Annotated in this window: 15 protein-coding genes and 1 riboswitch; of the genes, 6 read left to right on the top strand and 9 right to left on the bottom strand. The window is 69.8% G+C overall.

Annotation, left to right across the window (positions count from 1 at the left end; all coding sequences use genetic code 11):
* Positions 1-615: 615 nt before the first annotated feature.
* From OG884_RS13595 to OG884_RS13585, 3 genes are all read left to right on the top strand, one after another.
* Complete coding sequence (locus tag OG884_RS13595) at positions 616-2,358, top strand: ABC transporter ATP-binding protein (protein ID WP_326645591.1); 1,743 nt, start codon at positions 616-618, stop codon at positions 2,356-2,358.
* 155 nt (positions 2,359-2,513) lie between these two features.
* The gene (locus OG884_RS13590; RefSeq protein ID WP_326645589.1) at positions 2,514-2,807 is read left to right on the top strand and encodes a Dabb family protein; all 294 of its coding nucleotides are present in this window, start codon (positions 2,514-2,516) and stop codon (positions 2,805-2,807) included.
* A gap of 62 nt (positions 2,808-2,869) precedes the next feature.
* Positions 2,870-4,441 carry an IS1182 family transposase gene (locus OG884_RS13585; protein ID WP_326639485.1) on the top strand — a complete coding sequence of 524 codons (1,572 nt, stop codon included), beginning with the start codon at positions 2,870-2,872 and terminating at the stop codon, positions 4,439-4,441.
* A 195-nt stretch (positions 4,442-4,636) separates the two neighbouring features.
* On the opposite strand, the gene OG884_RS13580 is transcribed toward OG884_RS13585, so the two are convergent.
* From OG884_RS13580 to OG884_RS13555, 6 genes are all read right to left on the bottom strand, one after another.
* Positions 4,637-4,861, bottom strand: a complete 225-nt coding sequence (locus OG884_RS13580) for a DUF6458 family protein (RefSeq protein WP_326645588.1) — start codon at positions 4,859-4,861, stop codon at positions 4,637-4,639.
* A gap of 52 nt (positions 4,862-4,913) precedes the next feature.
* The gene (locus OG884_RS13575) at positions 4,914-6,128 is read right to left on the bottom strand and encodes an adenylosuccinate synthetase (protein WP_326645586.1); all 1,215 of its coding nucleotides are present in this window, start codon (positions 6,126-6,128) and stop codon (positions 4,914-4,916) included.
* Positions 6,129-6,250: 122 nt separating this feature from the next.
* A complete protein-coding gene (locus OG884_RS13570; protein WP_326645584.1) occupies positions 6,251-7,207 on the bottom strand; it encodes a hypothetical protein in 957 nt (318 codons plus the stop codon).
* Between the two features lie 33 nt (positions 7,208-7,240).
* Positions 7,241-8,221: a lipopolysaccharide kinase InaA family protein gene (locus OG884_RS13565; protein ID WP_326645583.1), complete on the bottom strand. Its 981-nt coding sequence runs from the start codon at positions 8,219-8,221 to the stop codon at positions 7,241-7,243.
* On the bottom strand, positions 8,218-8,961 hold the full coding sequence (locus tag OG884_RS13560) for an NUDIX hydrolase (RefSeq protein ID WP_326645582.1): 744 nt from the start codon (positions 8,959-8,961) through the stop codon (positions 8,218-8,220). Before OG884_RS13560 ends, OG884_RS13565 begins: the two co-directional genes overlap by 4 nt.
* 186 nt (positions 8,962-9,147) lie before the next feature.
* Positions 9,148-10,980, bottom strand: a complete 1,833-nt coding sequence (locus OG884_RS13555) for an acyl-CoA dehydrogenase (protein ID WP_326645581.1) — start codon at positions 10,978-10,980, stop codon at positions 9,148-9,150.
* Between the two features lie 183 nt (positions 10,981-11,163).
* Between OG884_RS13555 and OG884_RS13550 the strand changes: the two genes are divergently transcribed.
* The 3 genes from OG884_RS13550 to OG884_RS13540 all read left to right on the top strand — a co-directional run bounded on the left by OG884_RS13550 (position 11,164) and on the right by OG884_RS13540 (position 12,885).
* Positions 11,164-11,949 (top strand): class I SAM-dependent methyltransferase, encoded by a 786-nt coding sequence (locus OG884_RS13550; protein ID WP_326645579.1) that lies wholly within the window; start codon positions 11,164-11,166, stop codon positions 11,947-11,949.
* Between the two features lie 21 nt (positions 11,950-11,970).
* Positions 11,971-12,036: riboswitch (guanidine-III (ykkC-III) riboswitch) on the top strand.
* Positions 12,037-12,056: 20 nt separating this feature from the next.
* Positions 12,057-12,380 (top strand): DMT family transporter, encoded by a 324-nt coding sequence (locus tag OG884_RS13545; protein ID WP_326645578.1) that lies wholly within the window; start codon positions 12,057-12,059, stop codon positions 12,378-12,380.
* A gap of 124 nt (positions 12,381-12,504) precedes the next feature.
* Positions 12,505-12,885, top strand: a complete 381-nt coding sequence (locus OG884_RS13540; RefSeq protein ID WP_326645576.1) for a VOC family protein — start codon at positions 12,505-12,507, stop codon at positions 12,883-12,885.
* A gap of 161 nt (positions 12,886-13,046) precedes the next feature.
* Here OG884_RS13540 and OG884_RS13535 read toward each other — a convergent pair whose 3' ends face one another.
* From OG884_RS13535 to OG884_RS13525, 3 genes are all read right to left on the bottom strand, one after another.
* Positions 13,047-13,511 carry a hypothetical protein gene (locus OG884_RS13535; RefSeq protein WP_326645575.1) on the bottom strand — a complete coding sequence of 155 codons (465 nt, stop codon included), beginning with the start codon at positions 13,509-13,511 and terminating at the stop codon, positions 13,047-13,049.
* Between the two features lie 189 nt (positions 13,512-13,700).
* Positions 13,701-15,716 carry a molybdopterin-containing oxidoreductase family protein gene (locus OG884_RS13530; protein ID WP_326645574.1) on the bottom strand — a complete coding sequence of 672 codons (2,016 nt, stop codon included), beginning with the start codon at positions 15,714-15,716 and terminating at the stop codon, positions 13,701-13,703.
* Positions 15,717-15,752: 36 nt separating this feature from the next.
* The gene (locus OG884_RS13525) at positions 15,753-17,438 is read right to left on the bottom strand and encodes a M28 family metallopeptidase (protein ID WP_326645572.1); all 1,686 of its coding nucleotides are present in this window, start codon (positions 17,436-17,438) and stop codon (positions 15,753-15,755) included.
* Positions 17,439-17,880: the final 442 nt, after the last annotated feature.

Here is a 17,880-nt window from a genome sequence, read left to right as displayed (position 1 = left end):
CCCCCAACGGGGAGGCGATTCACCTGCCGGGCAAACCCGGCAGTCCCCTCACCAAACATGACGGCCGAGCCGGTCAATTGGTGTGGACGGGAAAAGGGCGAGGGGTCCGGGGGCTTCCTCCCGGCCGCCGGGACGCCGTGCCGGGCCGCCATCCCGGCGATAATCGGAAACCTCTTTTTGTCCCTTGTGGACCAGGGTTTATGGTGCGTATCCCCAGCTCGGGCGGGAGGGCGGGGCGCCGCGTGGAACTTTTGTCAGGCTTTACTCTCGATACGTTTTATGGCTTTTCTGAATGGCTTGTTAAAACATCTTTAATGTGCATCGATATGGGCGGTTTGTCTGGGTATAAGTGCTAGTGTCGCGGTTGGTAAGTGCGACAAGCTCAGCACGAAGGGGGAAGCCATGACTTTCAAGCAGCTCTTCCCGTCTAGCCGGTACGTGACCTGGGGTGGATGCTGCTGTCGGCGCCGCCGCCGCTGCGGATGCGGGTGTGGTGGCGGCGGCGGGTGGTGGTGGTAGCCAGATCCGGTGCTAGCGAAAACAAATGAGAGCCGGCGGGTGACCCGCCGGCTCTCATTCTCAGAGTCGCTCTCGCCCAACGGGGCGAGAGCCGCGGTGCGTCGCCCTCCCCCGGCGCCGACGGTCTCCATCCGCAGGACCTTCCGGGAGTTCTGGCCGTACACCCGCGGTATTCGCAGGCTGCTCGTGGCCGGTGGCGTGCTCGCCATCGTCGCGGCCGTCTGCGAGGTCGCCGCGATCGGCCTGTTCGGCTTCATCACGGACGAGGTGCTCAGCAAGCAGAACCTGGGGGCCTTCTGGCTTCCCGCGGCCGCCTGGCTTGGTCTCGCGGCCGTCGCGGGGCTGGTCTCCTTCGCGGGGTCCTACCTCACGGCCCTGGGCGGTGAGCGCTTCCTGCTGCGGTTGCGAGACAGGGTGTTCGACCACATCCAGACGCTCACGCCCGACTTCTTCGACAACCGCCGGCTGGGTGACCTGATGGCCAGGCTCACCGACGACATCGAGGCCATCGAGGAACTCGTCGGTTCGGGCCTGGTCAAGCTCTTCACCACACTCGCCAGCGTCGTCTTCTTCGCCGGTGCCGCCCTCTACATCCGGTGGGACCTGGCGTTGCTGACGTTCCTGCTGGCCCCGGCGTTCCTGCTGGTCTCCAAGGTCTTCGCGGGCAGGTTCAGGACCGTGTCGGCGCGTGAGCGGCTCAGCAACGGGATCATGAACAGCGTCATCGAGGAGAGCCTGTCCAACCAGTCGCTCGTCCAGTCCTACAACCGCCAGGGCACCGAGGCGGAGCGACTGCACACGGAGGGGAGCACCTGGCTGCGGGCCAATGTGGCTCAGGCGTGGCTCTCCTCCCTGTACGGGCCCGTCGTGCAGGTGATCGAGACCATCTGCCTGATCGCCATCCTCGGATTCGGCGCCTGGGAGATCTCCTCAGGACGTCTCACCATCGGCGGACTGCTCGCCTTCGCCGCCTACCTCGCCTACCTCTACCCGGCGGTGCAGAGTCTGGGGCAGATCGCCCTCACCGTCTCCGAGGCGGCGGCGGGCTCCGATCGGGTCATCGAGATCCTGCGGGCCCGGCCGACCGTCACCGACCGCGACGCCCCCGTCCACCTGGGACGCGGCCATGGCCGCATCGAGTTCCAGGAGGTCGGCTTCACCTATCCGAACAGGAGGAGGCCGACGTTGCGGGACCTGTCCTTCGTCGTCGAGCCGGGGGAGCTGGTCGTGTGCACCGGACCGAGCGGCGTGGGCAAGTCCACGCTCGCGAAGCTCCTGCTCCGCTTCTACGACCCCACCACCGGGCGCATCCTGCTCGACGGAACCGACATCCGGGACCTGTCGCGCGAGTCGCTCCGTGACAACATCACCATCCTGCAGCAGGAGAACCTGCTCTTCTCCGGGACCGTGCGCGACAACATCGCCTACGGTCGCCCCGGTGCGGACCTGGACGACATCATCCGAGCCGCCGTCATGGCGGACGTCCACGACTTCGTCAACACGCTTCCCCACCGGTACGACACGCCGATCGGGCAGCGTGGGCGGCTGATGTCGGGCGGGCAACGCCAGCGGATCGCCATCGCCAGGGCCATCCTGCGCGACGCCCCGGTGCTCGTCCTCGACGAGCCGATGACGGGGCTTGACACGCTCACCGCGGAACGGATCATGGAACCGCTCAAGCGGCTCATGGCCGGCCGCACGACCATCCTGATCACCCACGACCTCCGTTTCATCCCCGAGGCGGCCCAGAAGATCGTGATCGAAGCCGTGCCGCGGCGCTCCGGCCAGATAAGGATCAAATTCGCCGGGTGCCGCCGCTCCGTACCGCGCCCGGTGTGAGAGCGGATCACTCCTTGACGGCGATCACGCCCCGGACGGGCCGCGACACCCGCCCGGGCTCGCCGTCACCCGTCTCCGCCCCGTCCGCGGGGTCGTTGCCGGTTCCTGTGGCGCCTGGCCGTACGCTGGCCGGGAACCCAAACGAAGGGAAGATCATGTTCCGGCATGTCGTGCTGTTCACCTGGGCACAAGAGGCCACCGACGAGCAGAGGGCCAGGGTCGCGACGGAGCTCGGCAAGCTGCCCGGAGCCATCACGGAGATCCGCTCCTACACTCTTGGCGCGGACGCGGGCGTGAACGCCGGCAACCACCACTTCGCGGTCGTCGCGGACTTCGACAGCGTCGACGACTACCTGGTCTATCGTGACCACCCGCTGCACCAGGCCGTGATCACCGAGCACATCAAGCCGATCGTGGCCTCGCGGGCGGCGATCCAGTTCGAGGTCTAGAAGTGCACTGAAAATCTTGCGTTCTGGTCCCGCCTCGGATGATTCGGGGCCAGACTCGTTGCGTGCAGGGTGAATGGGCTGGAGAACCGGTAGGGCCGGATGTGTGGCAGACCTGCCGGGAGCTGATCCCAGCCGGGAGCGTTTTCGCGTTCCTGGCCGAACATCGGCAGACGCTGTTCCCAGCAGACATGTTCACGGACATGTATCCCTCGGCGAACGGGCGGCCGAGCATGCCGCCGCAGGTGCTCGCCACAGTGATCGTCCTGCAGAGCCTGCACGGGCTGTCGGACTTCGAGACGGTTCAGGAACTGCGTTGTGACCTGAGGTGGAAGGCCGCCTGCGGCCTGGGTCTGTACGACACCGCGTTCGACCCGTCGCTGTTGACCTACTTCCGACGGCGCCTGCAGCGCTCGGCCGATCCGAACCGGCTGTTCACCAAGGTCAGGGAAGTCGTCGCGGCCACCGGCGTCCTCAAAGGCAGGCAGCGCCGGGCGTTGGACTCCACCGTGCTGGACGACGCGGTCGCCACCCAGGACACCGTCACCCAGCTCATCGCCGCGATCCGCCGGGTCATCCGCGACGTCCCCGGCGCCGAGCCGGTCGCCGCCCAGTGGTGCACCGCCCACGACTACACCGACCCCGGCAAGCCGAAGATCGCCTGGAACGACCAGCAGGCGCGGGACACACTGGTCGACGCCCTGGTCACCGACGCCCTTAATCTCATCGCTCACGTGCCCGGCCAACCGCTCGGCGAGACGGCGGCAGGCGCCCTCGGACTGCTGGCACTGGTCGCAGGACAAGACGTCGAGCCCGCCGACGGCTCCGACGGCCGATGGCGGATCGCCCGGCGCACCGCCCACGACCGCATCGTGTCCACGGTCGACCCCGAGGCCCGCCACATCCACAAGAACCGCACCCGCCACCAGGACGGCTTTCGCGCACATGCCGCGTTCGAGCCCGAGGCGGGGCTGTTCACCGAGGTCGCCCTCACCGCGGGCAGCGGCGCGGACAACCACGAGGCCGCCGTCGCCCGAAGCCTCCTCGCCGGCGACGACGATGCCCTGACGGTACTGGGCGACACCGCCTACGGCACCGGCGACCTGCGACAGACCCTCCAAGCCGACGGCCACACCCTGGTGATCAAGCCGCCGCCGCTACGCCAAGCCGTCCCCGGCGGCTTCACCACCGACGATTTCCAGGTCGACACCCAAACCGGCCGCGTCACCTGCCCGGCAGGCCACACCAAAACCCTCGGCCGCCCGCTGGCAGGTGGTAACCGCCAGGCCCAGTTCAAGATCCTGTGCCGCACCTGCCCACTGCGCGAACGCTGCACCACGTCCAAGACCGGACGCACCTTCAACGTCCACCCCCACTATGACCTCCTCAAAACCGCCCGGCAGCAGGCCGCCACCAGTCAGCGATGGCAGCAGGAGTACCGCCGCTGGCGACCACCCGTCGAACGCGCCATCGCCTGGCTGGTCGCCAAAGGCAACCGTCGCGTTCCCTACCGCGGCGTCCTCAAGAACAACATCTGGCTCCACAACCGCGCTGCCGCACTCAACCTCCGCCGCCTCATCAACCTCGGACTCACCCACACAGGCGGCGCCTGGGCACTGAACCCCGCCACTGCATAAGCCGCCGGGGCGCCTGCTCCGCGCCGATATCCACTCAAACCAAGATCTTCAGTGCACTTCTAGGCCCTGTGCCCGCTGAATCCTCCGCCCACCGCGGCCAGGGGGTGCCTCGCCGCGCTGTCGCCGGTCACAGTGGCGTGCCGCGGCGGCACCGGCTGACCGATCCTCGCCACGGCAAGATCCGCAAGGTGGCGCCTAGCTCTCCGGCGGGTGGTTCTCGCGGTGCATCAGGCGGTCCTCGGACGTGTTCCCGCGCCTGGGGGCCAGCACAATGCTCAGCACGACTCCGACGGCACCGACGATCATGAAGATCAGGCCGATCACGTCGATGTGCACGGCCTCGCCGAGGACGGTGGGGTCGATGGCGAAGCGGAGGATGGCGCCAAGCGTGAGAAAGAAGATGCTGACCCCGACACCCATGAGTTCCTCCGGGTAAGGCTGTCCACCAGGTAAAGGGAGAGTACGAGAAGGGTCATACCCTTTCGGGTGCGGTCACACCACGGAGAAGGACCTTGTCGGTGGCGGTGGGCCCGTGGGACCCCAGCCACACCGGGACCCCCAGGGCCTCGGCCACCGCCGCGGGCCAGTCGTCGATCCCGTCGGCGTAACGCGGCCGGGCAGCCGACAGCCGCCCGGTAAGCCTGGCCTGCCCTTCGAGGTCGCCTGCCGCGCCCACCGGCAGCTCGCCGATGTCGTACGACACGCACATCCGCGAGACCGGCGCGTCCAGGTGGGTGAGCGCGAGGGCGTCGGCCCCGCCCGTGACCGCCAGCGCGTAGCGGTGGGCCACCGCGTCGAAGTGACCGGCGCGGAAGGGCCCCTGCCAGGGACCGTTCCCGTTGTGAGCCTCGGGCAGCGTCAGCGCCGCGTCCTCGGTGACCAGCGGTCCCGGGCCGTGCCTGGGGGTATAGGTCCGCAGCACGCCCAGCCGTACGGCCGGCACCCCGTCGAGCAACTCCAGCGCGTTGGCGAAGGTCGTCGTGCTCCAGGTGGTGTACGGGTGAAAGCCGTGCCACTCGTCGAGCAGTACGCCCTGCGCCCCCTCGAAGATCACGGGCCGCCTGCGCAGCAGCGCGGTCGTGAAGGAGGAGCCGACCAGGATCACCCGTTCGGCGAACGCCCGGTAGGCGGCGACGCAGTCCTCCACGGGCGGCCCGGTCACCCCCAGTGCCTCTCGGAGCGCGTACAGCTTGCGGGTGAGCCGGGCCGGTTCCTCGCAGTCGCCCACGGTCGGCGCGAGCTCCGGGTGCTCCAGGGCGTAGGCCATGGTCTCGCCGACGCCCATCCCGCACGACCCGTGCCGGTCATCGCCGCGTGCCAGTTCCCTGGCCTGCCCCGCCGCCACGTGGTACGGCGTGGCGAGCAGGGCGTCCCGATCCACGGTGAGCAGGCGGAACGGGTCGGGAACGCCCAGCTCGCTCAGGTGGGCGGCCTCCCGGGCCAGCGAGAGCGGATCTGTGACCATGAACCTGGACAGGTGGGTGGGCACGCCTCTCAGCGTGCCCGACCCGAACTGCGCGAACGTGTGGTGCCGTCCATCGGGCAGCACGACGTTGTGGGCCGCCTGTCCGCCTCCGTTGAATCTGACCACCGCCCCGATGGGCTCGCGGGCGCAGAGCCAGTCGATGATCGTGCCTTTGCCCGCGTCGCCGTAGCCGAGGTCTGTCACGATCATGTGTTCGCGCATGTGGTTTCCTGTTCGTCGTGGCCGCCTGCCCGGCGTGTTCCTATCGCCGGGCAGGGGCCGTCTCCCTTCGTGGTGGCACTCCCCGCCGCTTTCGCGGTGGCCGCCGCACGGCGGGGAGGTCTTCAGAGCCGTGTCACGCCGCTGTCGCCGCCCAGGTCGAGACCGTCGGCGACCACGAGCGTGCCGCGGTCGAGTTTGGCGAGGGCCCTGCCCACGGCGGTCCCGGCGGTCGAACCGAGCTCGTCGAGGTCGTCCAGCCCTTCCCGCAGGTCGATGGCGTCCTCGCCGAGGCCGACGGTGAGCGCGATGGTCTCGCAGACGGCGTCGAGGTCGTCCAGCTCCAGCACGTTCTGACCGAGCAGCTCGCGCCAGGCGGCCAGCACCCGGCCGTCCCCGGCGTAGCTCGCTCCGGCCGGAAGGATGTAGTAGACGTCGTAGACCCTGGTCAGCTCGGCGACGATCTCCCTGGTCGGGATGTCCCGCCGGAGCCGATCGCCGACGACCTTCTCGACCTCGCGCCGTTTGACCTGCGGGTAGGGCAGCTCGTCGCCGATGATGAACAGGTAGCCCCTGCGGCCCCGCTTCTCGAAGCAGTCGATCGAGGTGTGCCTGGCCATGAAGTACATCGCCAGCTCGTACGACTCGCTCATCTGGCCGCCGCCCCCGCCTTCCAGCAGGACCTTGCCCAGGTGCTCGTCCATCCGGTTGTCGGATTCGAACTGGCCGACCTGCAGCGGGGCCCGGTCGCAGGTGGCGTCGCCGATCGCGCCGAAGAGGATCTGCGGGTCGGCGGCGTACCCCTTGCGGAGCATCAGCCCGAGCAGATCGGGCAGCTTGGCCTGGAGGGTGCGGGGCACCCCGCCCATCGAGCCGGTCACGTCGAACAGGACGGCCACGGCGAGGGAGTCGGGGTGTTCGGCGGAGTCGCGGCTCTCGCGGAGCGTCACCCCGCGCGGGTCGAGATCGGGGTGCGCGGAGCGGGCGCCGCCGTCGCTGTAGGCGAAGGCGCTTGAGCCCTTGGCCGCACGGTAGCTCGCGGCGGCGGAGTAGACGTCGGTGGACCAGATTCCGCTTCCCACGGGGGATCTCCTCAGATAAGGGGTGGAACGTTCTCAAAGGTGCAGCGGCCGGTACTTCCTCGGCCCGTACAGGTCGTCGAGCAGGTCGTCGAGTTCCCCCAGGAGCCGCCACGCGTCGCCCGGCGGGCTCATCAGGCTTCCCCGGACGAAGCGTCTGATCGGAGTGGGGGCGTGGCCGCCCATGAGGGCGGCCACGGAGCGGGTGGCGAGGTGGATGTCGGTGGCGGGGGTGGCGGGTTTCCTGGCCGGTACCTCCGGCGGATAGTCGTCGCGGTGCCTGGTCACCAGGGCGGTGATCGGGGTGCCGAGCGGTACCGACTGGCTCCAGTCGACGAGCACCAGGCCGTGGTCGACCGGGTGGACGAGAACGTGGTGCCCGAACACCGCGCCGTGCACGACCCCTGCCCTGTGGGCCGCGCCGACGGCCACCAGCAGCCGCCGCCAGATCCACGCCACGTCTCTCGCGTCGAGCACCGGCCGCCGCCGCCTGACCTCGTCCAGGCTGACGAACCCGCCGGGCGCCCGGCTGATCACGTTGGCCCGCCGCTCGACCCCGGCGCAGCGGTGGCGGAACGAATCCACCAGACGCGGCACGTACGGCAGGAGCAGCGGGTCGCCGTCTCGCGCGATCGTCTCCAGGGCGTCCGCCTCGCGGCGCATGAGGTCGTTGTCCGCGTGGCTGCGCGGGAGCTTGAGCAGCGTGTCCGGGCCACTCTCGTAGAGCACGGCCGAGGCGCCTCGCCGGAAGACGCTCCCGATCCGGTAGGTCCCCCGCCCGGTGGTGATCACCGTCTCCGTGGCCCGCCCCGTGGCCCGCCCCGAGGCCGCGCCGCGGGCCGCCCAGAGCTCGGCCAGCCTGGCGAACGCCTCGGCGGCCTCGGCTCCCGGCGAGAGGTCGGGGTGGAGCAGCCTCGCCAGCCTCCGGTACGCCCGGTGCGGAAGGTCCCCGCCGAACAGGTCGTCGGGAGTGCGGGCGGCGGTCACCAGCGCGATCGCCTCGGCCGTGGTGGTCATCTGATCTGCTCCTCCCCGGCGGGCCGTAGCAGGGCGGGGTGCAGGAGCCGGGCGTCGCCGGCCCGGTAGAGCTTGGCCCGGGGACCGCCCCTGGCCCCGCCGCTCTCGGTGGTCTCGCCGGTGCTCTCCACGAAACCGGGCACCGACAGGATCTTGCGGTGGAAGTTGCCCGCGTGCAGCGGCACGCCCCAGACCGTCTCGTAGACACCGCGCAGCTCGGAGATCGTGAACTTCTCGCCGGCGAACGCGGTGGCCAGCGGGGTGTACTCCAACTTGCCGCGTGCCCGCTCCAGCCCGTGCGCCAGGATGCGATCGTGGTCGAACGCGAGCTCCGGCAGCTTGTCGACCGGCTGCCAGGCGGCGTCCGCCGCGTCCGTGCCCGCCCGAGGGTCGGGCAGGTCGGGGGCGAACGCCAGGTAGGAGATCGACACGACCCTCATCCGCGGATCACGGTCGGGCGTCCCGTAGCTGGCGAGCTGCTCGATGTGGACTCGGTCCCCGAGGCCCGAGAGCCCCGTCTCCTCCGCCAGCTCCCGCGCCGCGGCCTGTGGAAGATCCTCGTCTGGCCGGATGAACCCCCCCGGCAGCGCCCACCGCCCCGCATGGGGTTGCTCGCCCCGCCTGATGAGCAGAACGCGCAACCCGCCCCCGCGAATGGTGAGCGCCACCACGTCGACGGTCACCGCCACCGCCGGGTACACCCGTGGGTCGTAACCCGCCAGAAACTCGGATTCATCCATCACATGTCCTTCTCATGTTGAGACAGTCTCAGTATGAGAATAACAAAGGCCGGTGTCAACCCGCTCGCAGACGTCACGTCCCCGGCGGCGCGGCGTGCCGCCGGGGACGGGTCCCGGGAAACGCGAAGGGCGGTCCCGTTTCGGCGGGACCGCCCTTCATGCCTGCCGCGGGAGCAGGGGGCTTGCTCAGAAGGCCTCTTCGGGCAGCTCCATCAGGTCCTGGCCGGTGGCCTCCAGCGTGCGGCGCTCGGCGGCGAGGCGGGGCAGGACGGTCTGGGCGAAGAACGAGGCCGCGGCGACCTTGCCGGTGTAGAAGGCCTGGTCGCCCTGCCCGGTCTCGGCGGAGCCCAGCGCGGCCAGAGCCACCTCGGCCTGGCGCAGCAGCAGCCAGCCGATCACCACGTCGCCCAGGGCGAGCAGGAACCGGGTGGTGTTGAGGCCGACCTTGTAGACCTCCTTCGGCGTCTCCATCGAGTTGATGGCCCAGCCGGCCATGGTGTCGGCCATGGACTTGACATCGTCGGCGGCCTCGGCGAGAAGCTTGCGCTCCTCCTTCAGGCGCCCGTTGCCGGCTTCGGAGGCGGCGAAGGCCTTCAGGTCGCCGTAGAGCGAGCCGAGGGCCGCGCCCTGGTTGCGCAGGACCTTGCGGAAGAACAGGTCCTGCCCCTGGATCGCGGTGGTGCCCTCGTAGAGGGAATCGATCTTGGCATCCCTGATGTACTGCTCGATCGGGTATTCCTGCAGGTAGCCCGAGCCGCCCAGGGTCTGCAGGGAGCGGGCGAGCAGCTCGTAGGAACGCTCCGAGCCGACGCCCTTGACCAGCGGGAGCAGCAGGTCGTTCATCGCCTCGGCGTGGCTGTCCCTGCGGCCCTCGTGCTCGGCGATCAGCACGTCGTCCTGGTAGGTGGCGGTGAGCAGGACCAGCGCCCGCATGCCCTCGGCGTACGACTTCTGGAGCATCAGCTCCCGGCGCACGTCCGGGTGGTGGGTGATGGTCACCCGCGGGGCCGACTTGTCGGCCATCCGGGTCAGGTCGGCGCCCTGTACCCGGGCCTTGGCGTACTCCAGGGCGTTCAGGTAGCCGGTGGAGAGCGTGGCGATCGCCTTGGTGCCGACCATCATCCGGGCGTGCTCGATGATCATGAACATCTGCTTGATGCCCTCGTGGACCTCGCCGATCAGCGTGCCCACGGCCGGGTGCTTGGCGCCGAAGGTGAGCTCGCAGGTCGTGGAGACCTTCAGGCCCATCTTCTTCTCGACGTTGGTGACGTAGACGCCGTTGCGCTCGCCGAGCTCGCCGGTCTCCAGATCCACGTGGTACTTCGAGACCAGGAACATCGACAGGCCCTTGGTGCCGGGGCCGTGCCCCTCGGGGCGGGCCAGCACCAGGTGGAAGATGTTGTCGCTCAGGTCGTGCTCGGCGCTGGTGATGAAGCGCTTGACGCCCTCGATGTGCCAGGTGCCGTCGTCCTGCCGTACGGCCTTTGTGCGGCCCGCGCCCACGTCGGAGCCGGCGTCCGGCTCGGTGAGCACCATGGTGGCGCCCCACTGGTTCTCGATGGCCAGCTCGGCGTAGCGCTTCTGGGCCTCGGTGCCGATCACGTGGAGCACGTGGGCGAAGGCCGGGCCGCTGGAGTACATCCAGATGGCCGGGTTCGAGCCGAGGACCATCTCGGCCAGCGCCCAGCTCACGCTGCTGGGCAGGCCGGGGCCACCCAGCTCGGCGGGGAGGCTGAGGTTGGTCCAGCCGGCGTCGCGGTAGGCGGCGAAGGACTTCTTGAAACCCTCCGGCATCGTCACCGAGCCGGTGGCGGGGTCGAAGAGCGGCGGCTTGCGGTCGCCCTCCTCGAAGGAGTCGGCGAGCACGCCGGTGGCCAGGCGGTTGACCTCGTCGAGGAGGCTCCGCACCACGTCCTCGTCCAGTTCGGCGTAGCGGCCGGTGCCCAGGATGTCCCGGCGCCCGAACACCTCGAAGAGGTTGAACTCCAGGTCACGGACATTGCTCTTGTAGTGGCCCATGGGGTCTGCTCCTTGAAACCGGGGGAACCGGAACTTTCCATACTCGCCAGTAACCTTACCGGCAATGCTACCCACCAGTAACCCCCAGAAAACCGCATCGACTGGGACGTTCGTCACGACACTCGGAGATGCCCCGCACGCGGGCCGATCGACCGGCCCCCGAAGCTCTTCTAGGCTCGCCACATGGACGAACAGTGGCGGGCCGACCTCGGGCTGTGGGCCATCCCCGAGGAGATCACGGCCAGGGCGCCGGCCGACCCCTGGGGGCACTCGCCGGCGCGGTTCGCCGAGCGCACCGACCTCGCACTCGCGACCCCCGGGGGCCCGACGTCGGCGCGGACGGCCGAGGCGCTCCCGCCGGGCGGGAGCCTGCTGGACGTCGGTGCGGGAACGGGGGCGGCCTCACTGCCGCTCGCTGCCGGCCTGAGAGAGCTGATCGCGGTCGACGTCTCCGACGCCATGCTCGCCGAGCTGGCCTCCCGGGCTCACGCCCTGGGCGTCCCCGCCCGGATTCTGCGGGGCCGCTGGCCCGACATCGCGGCCGAAACGCCGATCGCGGACGTCGCGGTCGCCGCCCACGTCGTCTACAACGTGCCGCGACTGGCCGCTTTCCTCACCGAGCTCACCGGCCATGCCCGAGGCCGGGTCGTCCTGGAGCTCACCGGGCAACACCCGATGAGCTGGCTCAATCCCCTCTGGCAGCACTTCCACGGCATCACCCGCCCGCGCAGGCCCACGGCCCACGACGTGATCGCCATCGCCGAAGGGCTCGGCTACGAGGTGCACCACGAGTGGCGCGTGGCCCCGCTGCCCCGCTTCACCCGGCTCGAAGACCTCGCCGAGAGCGCCTGCCGGAGGCTCTGCCTCGGTCGGGAGCGGGCCGACGAGGTCATCGCGGCCGTGGTCGAGCTGGACATGTGGCCGGTCCCCCGGGACCGGTGGTTCACGCTCTGGTGGGAATCAAAGTGAGATCCTGCCGCGTTCCATCAACCGAACCCTCAAAAGGAGCGTTCCCGGACGAGACGCGCCGTACCCGGTAGGCAAAGACGACGCTCCTGCATTGAAGGGGAGCCGTCATGGTCTGGGTTGTCATTCTCATCGCCGGTCTGTTCGAGGTCGCGATGGCGTACTCGCTCAAGCTGAGCAACGGATTCTCCGTGCTGCTGCCGAGCATCGGTTTCCTCGTCTTCGGCGCGATCAGCTTCGGCCTGCTCGCGTTGGGTCTGAAGACCCTGGAGGTCGGTACGGCCTACGCCGTCTGGACGGGCGTCGGAGCCGTCGGCACCGCCGTGCTGGGCATCGTCGCCCTCGGTGAGAACGCGTCGGCCCTCAAGATCGCCTCGATCCTGCTCATCGTCGCGGGCGTCGTCGGACTCAACATCGCCGGCGGCGGCCACTGACCGTACGCGTTCTTGAGCATGCCGTACGACGTGCTCGGGAGGGGCGGATACGGGTGGCCCGGCTCCGAAGGGAGTCGCCTGAAACCGGCTTGACGGTTTTGCTGGTGTCGGGTTGGCTGGGCGCATGATTGTTGTTCACTGCGTGACCTTCGACTGCGCCCAGCCGTACGAACTGGCGACCTTCTGGCGTGACGCCACCGGCGGGGAGCTCCACCCGGAGACGGAGAAGGAGGACGACGAGATCCTCCTCCAGGGTGGCGGGGTGGATCTGCTGTTCATCAAGGTTCCCGAGGGCAAGACCGTCAAGAACCGCCTTCACCTGGACCTCACCGGCTCGGCGGGGACCACCCGCGACGAGGAGGTCGAGCGCCTGCTCGGGCTCGGTGCCACGGTCTTCGAGGACAGGCGCAACCCCGACGGCACCGGCTGGGTGACGATGCTCGACCCCGAGGGCAACGAGTTCTGCGTCTGCCGCGCCGAATACGAGCGCGTCCAGCGGCCCTGAGCGGCCTGGGGCCCGGTCACTCCAGAAAGGCCCGGCCGGGTCGCGAGCCTCGGCGACCGAAGGCGACCGGCGGCTGCCGACACGAGAACCGGCCGCCCGCGGGACTCGGCGATCCCCACGAGGACGGGTGATCACCGGAAGATCGGCGATCACCCGAGGGTTCAGCGACCGCCGGGAAGCGAGGCCTGGCCGCGACCCTTGAGGGTCAGCGCCAGGACAGCCGTGATCAGATAGACCACCACCCCACCCTGCAGGGCGTCCAGCGCCGCGCTGAACACGCCCTCGCCATCGACGATGAGCTGCACCGGATACATGAGCATCGCGGCGCCGAGCGAGGGGTAGAGGGCGAACCTCCAGGGGTGGCGCAGCGCCCAGAGCCGGGCCTGCCGGGTCACCCGGTCCCCGCTGTTGGGCTTGCTGATCGAGCCGATGGCCGCGATAAGCGAGAACAGGCTGATGCCGAGCACCATCGCCCAGGTCAGATCCCCGCCACCGGTGAGTGCGCCCAGCCCGAAGCCGGTGGCGGCCACCGCGCCGCCGGTCACCGCGGCGGCCTTCCAGGGAGCGCCGTGCAGCGCCGCTCCGGCGAGGGACATCTCGTCACGTCGAGTCAGTTCGTCGTTCATGCCGTCAGCCTGCCTCCCCAGCCCCCTTGCTCACATCGGGGAGCAACCCTGATTCCTCCCCTACCCGTCAGCTCCCTCCGGTGACAGGCGGAGGCTCCCTTGGGAGGTCTCCGCGAGGGGCACGCGGGGTGCCGGGGATACGGGCGGGGCCGCTCCGGGCACCTCATGGGCTCCCGCCCCGCCGGTTGGTCACCCGGCGGCGCACGGGCCGATCTCGACCAGGTTGTCGTGATAGACGGCGCCGCGGCCCATGTCGGCGTCGCGGGCCTCCACCACGGCGTTCACGGTCGCACCCCCCGAGCTCAGCTTGCGCCAGTGCCCCTTGGTGGACGCGATCACGCCCGGCCGGACCCTCTCGCTGATCTCGACCACGGCCTCGAACTCGCCGCCGGCGTTGAACACCCGGGCCCGCTGCCCGTCGCTCAGCTCCCTCGGTACGGCGTCGGCGGGGTTGACCAGGACCCGCGGGCCCTTCGAGCGCCGCAGCAACTCGGGGTTGTTGCCGAAGATGGTGTTGAGGAAGGTGTGGGAGGCGGGGGTGATGAGCGCCAGCGGGTACGGTCCCGGCGCGGCCGAGGCGGTGCGCGGCGGGACGTAGGCAGGTCCCGCGCCGAACTCCATCCGGCCCGAGGGCGTCGGGAAGCCCTCGGTGAACGGCACGAACGGCCGCGGTACGTTGAGGCGGACCCAGCCCTCCTCGCGCAGCCGGTCGAGCGTGACGCCCTCCAGCGACGGATGGCCCGAGGAGAGCAGTTGCTCGGCCAGCTCCAGGTCGGAGTCGTACAGGGACGGCTCGGTGAGCCCCATGTGCCGAGCCAGGCGGCGGAACGTCTCGGTGGTGGACAGGCACTCGCCCGGCGGCTCGACCGCGGGTGAGTTCCACATCAGGTACATGTGCCCGTAGCCCGCGTGCAGGTCGGCGTGCTCGATCTGCATGGTGGCGGGGAGCACGATGTCGGCGTAGTCGACGGTGTCGGTCGGGAACTGCTCCATCACGACGGTGAACAGGTCATCGCGCGTCAGTTTCTCGCGGATTCGGTTCTGGTCGGAGGTGGAGCTCATCGGGTTGGCCGCGTACACCCACAGGCATTTCACCGACTCGTCCAGCTGGTCGGCCAGCCGGGTCATGGTGAGCGTGCGGACCGGCCGGGCGAGCAGGTCGTCACGGGTGTCGATGTTCAGGTGGATGTGCCCGCTGGTGGAGTACGCGATCCCGCCGCCGGGGTGGCGCCAGTCGCCGGTCACGCCGGGGATGGCGGCGATCGTGCGCATCGCGGTGCCGCCGCCTGCGTGCCGCTGCACGCCCATGGTGGCCCGGATACCGGTGGGCCGGGTGTGCGCCAGCCGCGCCCCCAGGGCCCGGATGTCGCTCTCGGGCAGCCCGGTGATCTCCGCCACGCGTGCCGGGGGGTGGCGCAGGATCTCCTCGCGGAGGTTCTCCCAGCCGCTCGTGTGGTTCTCCAGGTAGTCGCGGTCCTCGGCGCCCTCGGCGAGCACGACGTTCATCAGCCCCAGGGCGAGGGCCGCGTCGGTGCCCGGCCTGATCGGCAGGTGCTCGTCGGCCTGCTCGGCGGTGCGGGTCCGGATCGGGTCGATCGCCACCACGTGCGCCCCCGCCGCGCGGGCGTCCTGGATGAACTTCCACAGGTGGTGCCCGCTGGTCAGCGTGTTCGTGCCCCACAGCAGGATGAGCCGGGACAGGGCGAACGTCTCCGGATCCATCCCGCCCGGCGTGCCGTAGACCTGCCGCAGCCCGGAGTTGCCGGCCGACGAGCAGATGTTCGGAAAGTGCCTCGACGCGCCGAGGACGTTCCAGAACCGCCGCCCCGCCACCCCCTCGGCCCCCTGGACGTACCCCAGCGTGCCGGTGCCCATATAGGGCCAGATCGCCTCGCCGCCGTGCTCGTCGACGATGCCGCGCAGCCGTACGGAGATCTCCTCCAGGGCCTCTTCCCAGCTGATCCGCTCGAATCTGCCGGACCCCTTGGGGGCGGTCCGCCGCATCGGGTGCAGGATGCGGTCGGCCGCCCGGGTGTGCTCCAGGTAGCGGTTGACCTTCACGCAGAGTGCGCCACGGGTGTAGGGATGGTCAGGGTTGCCGCGCATCTTGACGGCCTCGCCGTCCTGGACGGTCACCACCCAGGAGCACGTGTCGGGGCAGTCAAGCGGGCACGCCCCCAGCACTCGAAGTTCGCCTGACGACATGCCCTCGACTGTAGCCGCGCCCGGAGAGCGCGGGGGTCACCGGAGAAGCCCGGGGGGCTCGTGGTGGTGGTCGTGTCCCAGCCCGCCCCCACCGGTTCCGGGTCCTCCGACCTCCGGTCCTCCTGTGGAGCCGGGGGCGACGGGATCACCGGGGAGATCGCGAGCGTACGCGTAGACGTACGCCGCCGCGGCGATCGCGGAGGCGTTCACCTCCAGCGCCCCGTCGTCGATGTTGGCGAGGGTGTCGCACGCCTGGTGGTAGCACCTGTCGTAGGGGGCCCAGGCTTTGCCGCCGAACTTCTCGGCCTCCTCGGCGCTCTTGAGGCCCTCGGCGCCGGTGAACAGCCCGCCCGCGGCGATGCCCACCTTGATGAAGGGGCCGTAGTCGGAGCGGCCGGTGAAGTCGGCCTCCTGGTGCGGCTTGCCCACGGCGTCGAAGTACGACTGGAAGAGCTTCTCGATCCGGTCGGAACCGGCAGGTGGACGTGTGTCCAGGCCCGTGTCGGAGTTGTCGCCGTCGTAGATCCCCAGGACGTAGTTCGGCGAGGCGATCATGTCGAAGTTCAGGTACAGCTTGATCTTCGCCCTCTCCGCCGCCGAGAGATGGGCCACGTAGTGGGTGGAACCGAGCAGGCCCAGCTCCTCCGCACCCCAGAAGGCGAAGCGCAGCCTGTTCCTCGTCCGCAGGTCCTTCGCCGCCAGCGCCGTCTCCAGGACGCCCGCGGTCCCGGAGCCGTTGTCGTTGATGCCGGGTCCCGCCATGACACTGTCCAGGTGGGCGCCGAGCATGACCACCCGGTCCGGGTCGCCCTGGCGGCTCTCGGCGATGACGTTGCGAGTCCTGCGGCCGGGGTCGCTCTCGGCGTCCACCGTGAGCGTCGCGGTCGTTCCCGGCGCCGACAGCTCCTTGCCTGCCGCGAAGGTGGCTCCGACGATCGGAATCTTGATGCCGGAGGTGTTGACCGAGCCTCTCAGTAGAATCCTGCGGTCGGCGAGAGCCTCACCCGGCTGCCCCTCATTGAAGACGACCACCCCGGACGCGCCGGCCGCCTGGGCCCGCTCCGCCTTGACCTGGAAGCTGCAGGAGCCACGCTGGATCAGGGCGATGTTCCCCCGGACGAACCCGTTGAAGTCACTCGCCTCGCATCCGGAGGAGGAGGTCGCGTTCGGGGCCGGCGGCAGCACCAGGTCCACTCCCTGCACCGGAGCCGTGACCTTCCCCGAGCCGGAGTACGTCATCGTCTGGAAGTCGGTGCCGGGCGCGTACGCCCTGGCCGCGGGTGACACTCGCGCCAGCACGGGAACCGCACGCTCGTGGAAGAAGGGGATCCCGAACTCCTGCAGGGTGACCTGGTACCCGGCGGCGCGAAGTCTGTCCGCGACGTAGGAGACCGAGGCCTCGTGGCCAGGGGTGGCCGCGGCCCGGTTGCCGCCGTTGGCCGTGGCGATCTCCTGGAACCTTTCCAGGTGCCGCTTGACGGACGCGAGCTTGATCGACCGCCCGAACGCCTCCGCGCCCGGCGGCAGGGGGCTCTCCGGAGGCGGTTCCGAGGGCAGGCCGGACGGGCCGTGGATACCGGCGTCCACCGGTTCCGGTGCGGAGGTGGCGGGCCGCACCGTTCCGGGCGGGGTCGTGGCCCAGGCCGTGTTGACGACGGGCGGGATCGTGACCGAGGCGATGGTGACGGCGGCCAGCACTCTCCCGAAGGCACGTGCACTCAAGTCAGGCTCCTCTGACATCGGGGACGGCGTTACTTGAAAACAGTGGAATGGCCGCCCTCCCATGAAGGCGGTGAGAGGTGACCGCGACGGGGCGTTCTCGCTCCCCGCCCGCGGTCCTGCGGGCTGCGGGCGGGGAGCGAGAACATGACGGCCAGCCTTCCAGTCCGGCACCCGCTGAATCCAGTATTCCCGCAGGTAGGAGGGTCAATTCTCCATCTCGGACAGGTACGCTGTGTTCGCTCTGTCCCTCTTGTTGAGACCGGGATAGGTGTGCACCAGGAGTCTGTGATCTCTTCGAGCGGCAGGGCGGAGGCCGATCGTCGGTATGTTGCCCCGCCCCGCCCGCCCCGCCCGCCCCGCCCGCCCCGCCCGCCCCGCCCGCCCCGCCCGCCCGGACACCGGGAACCTTGTTCGCGGCGATCGACGCGGTCCAGCGGTCCGC

It is taken from the genome of Streptosporangium sp. NBC_01755 (assembly GCF_035917995.1).
Taxonomy (GTDB): Bacteria; Actinomycetota; Actinomycetes; order Streptosporangiales; family Streptosporangiaceae; genus Streptosporangium.
Note: the sequence above shows the minus strand (reverse complement) of the source record. Positions and strands in the feature narration are given on the sequence as shown.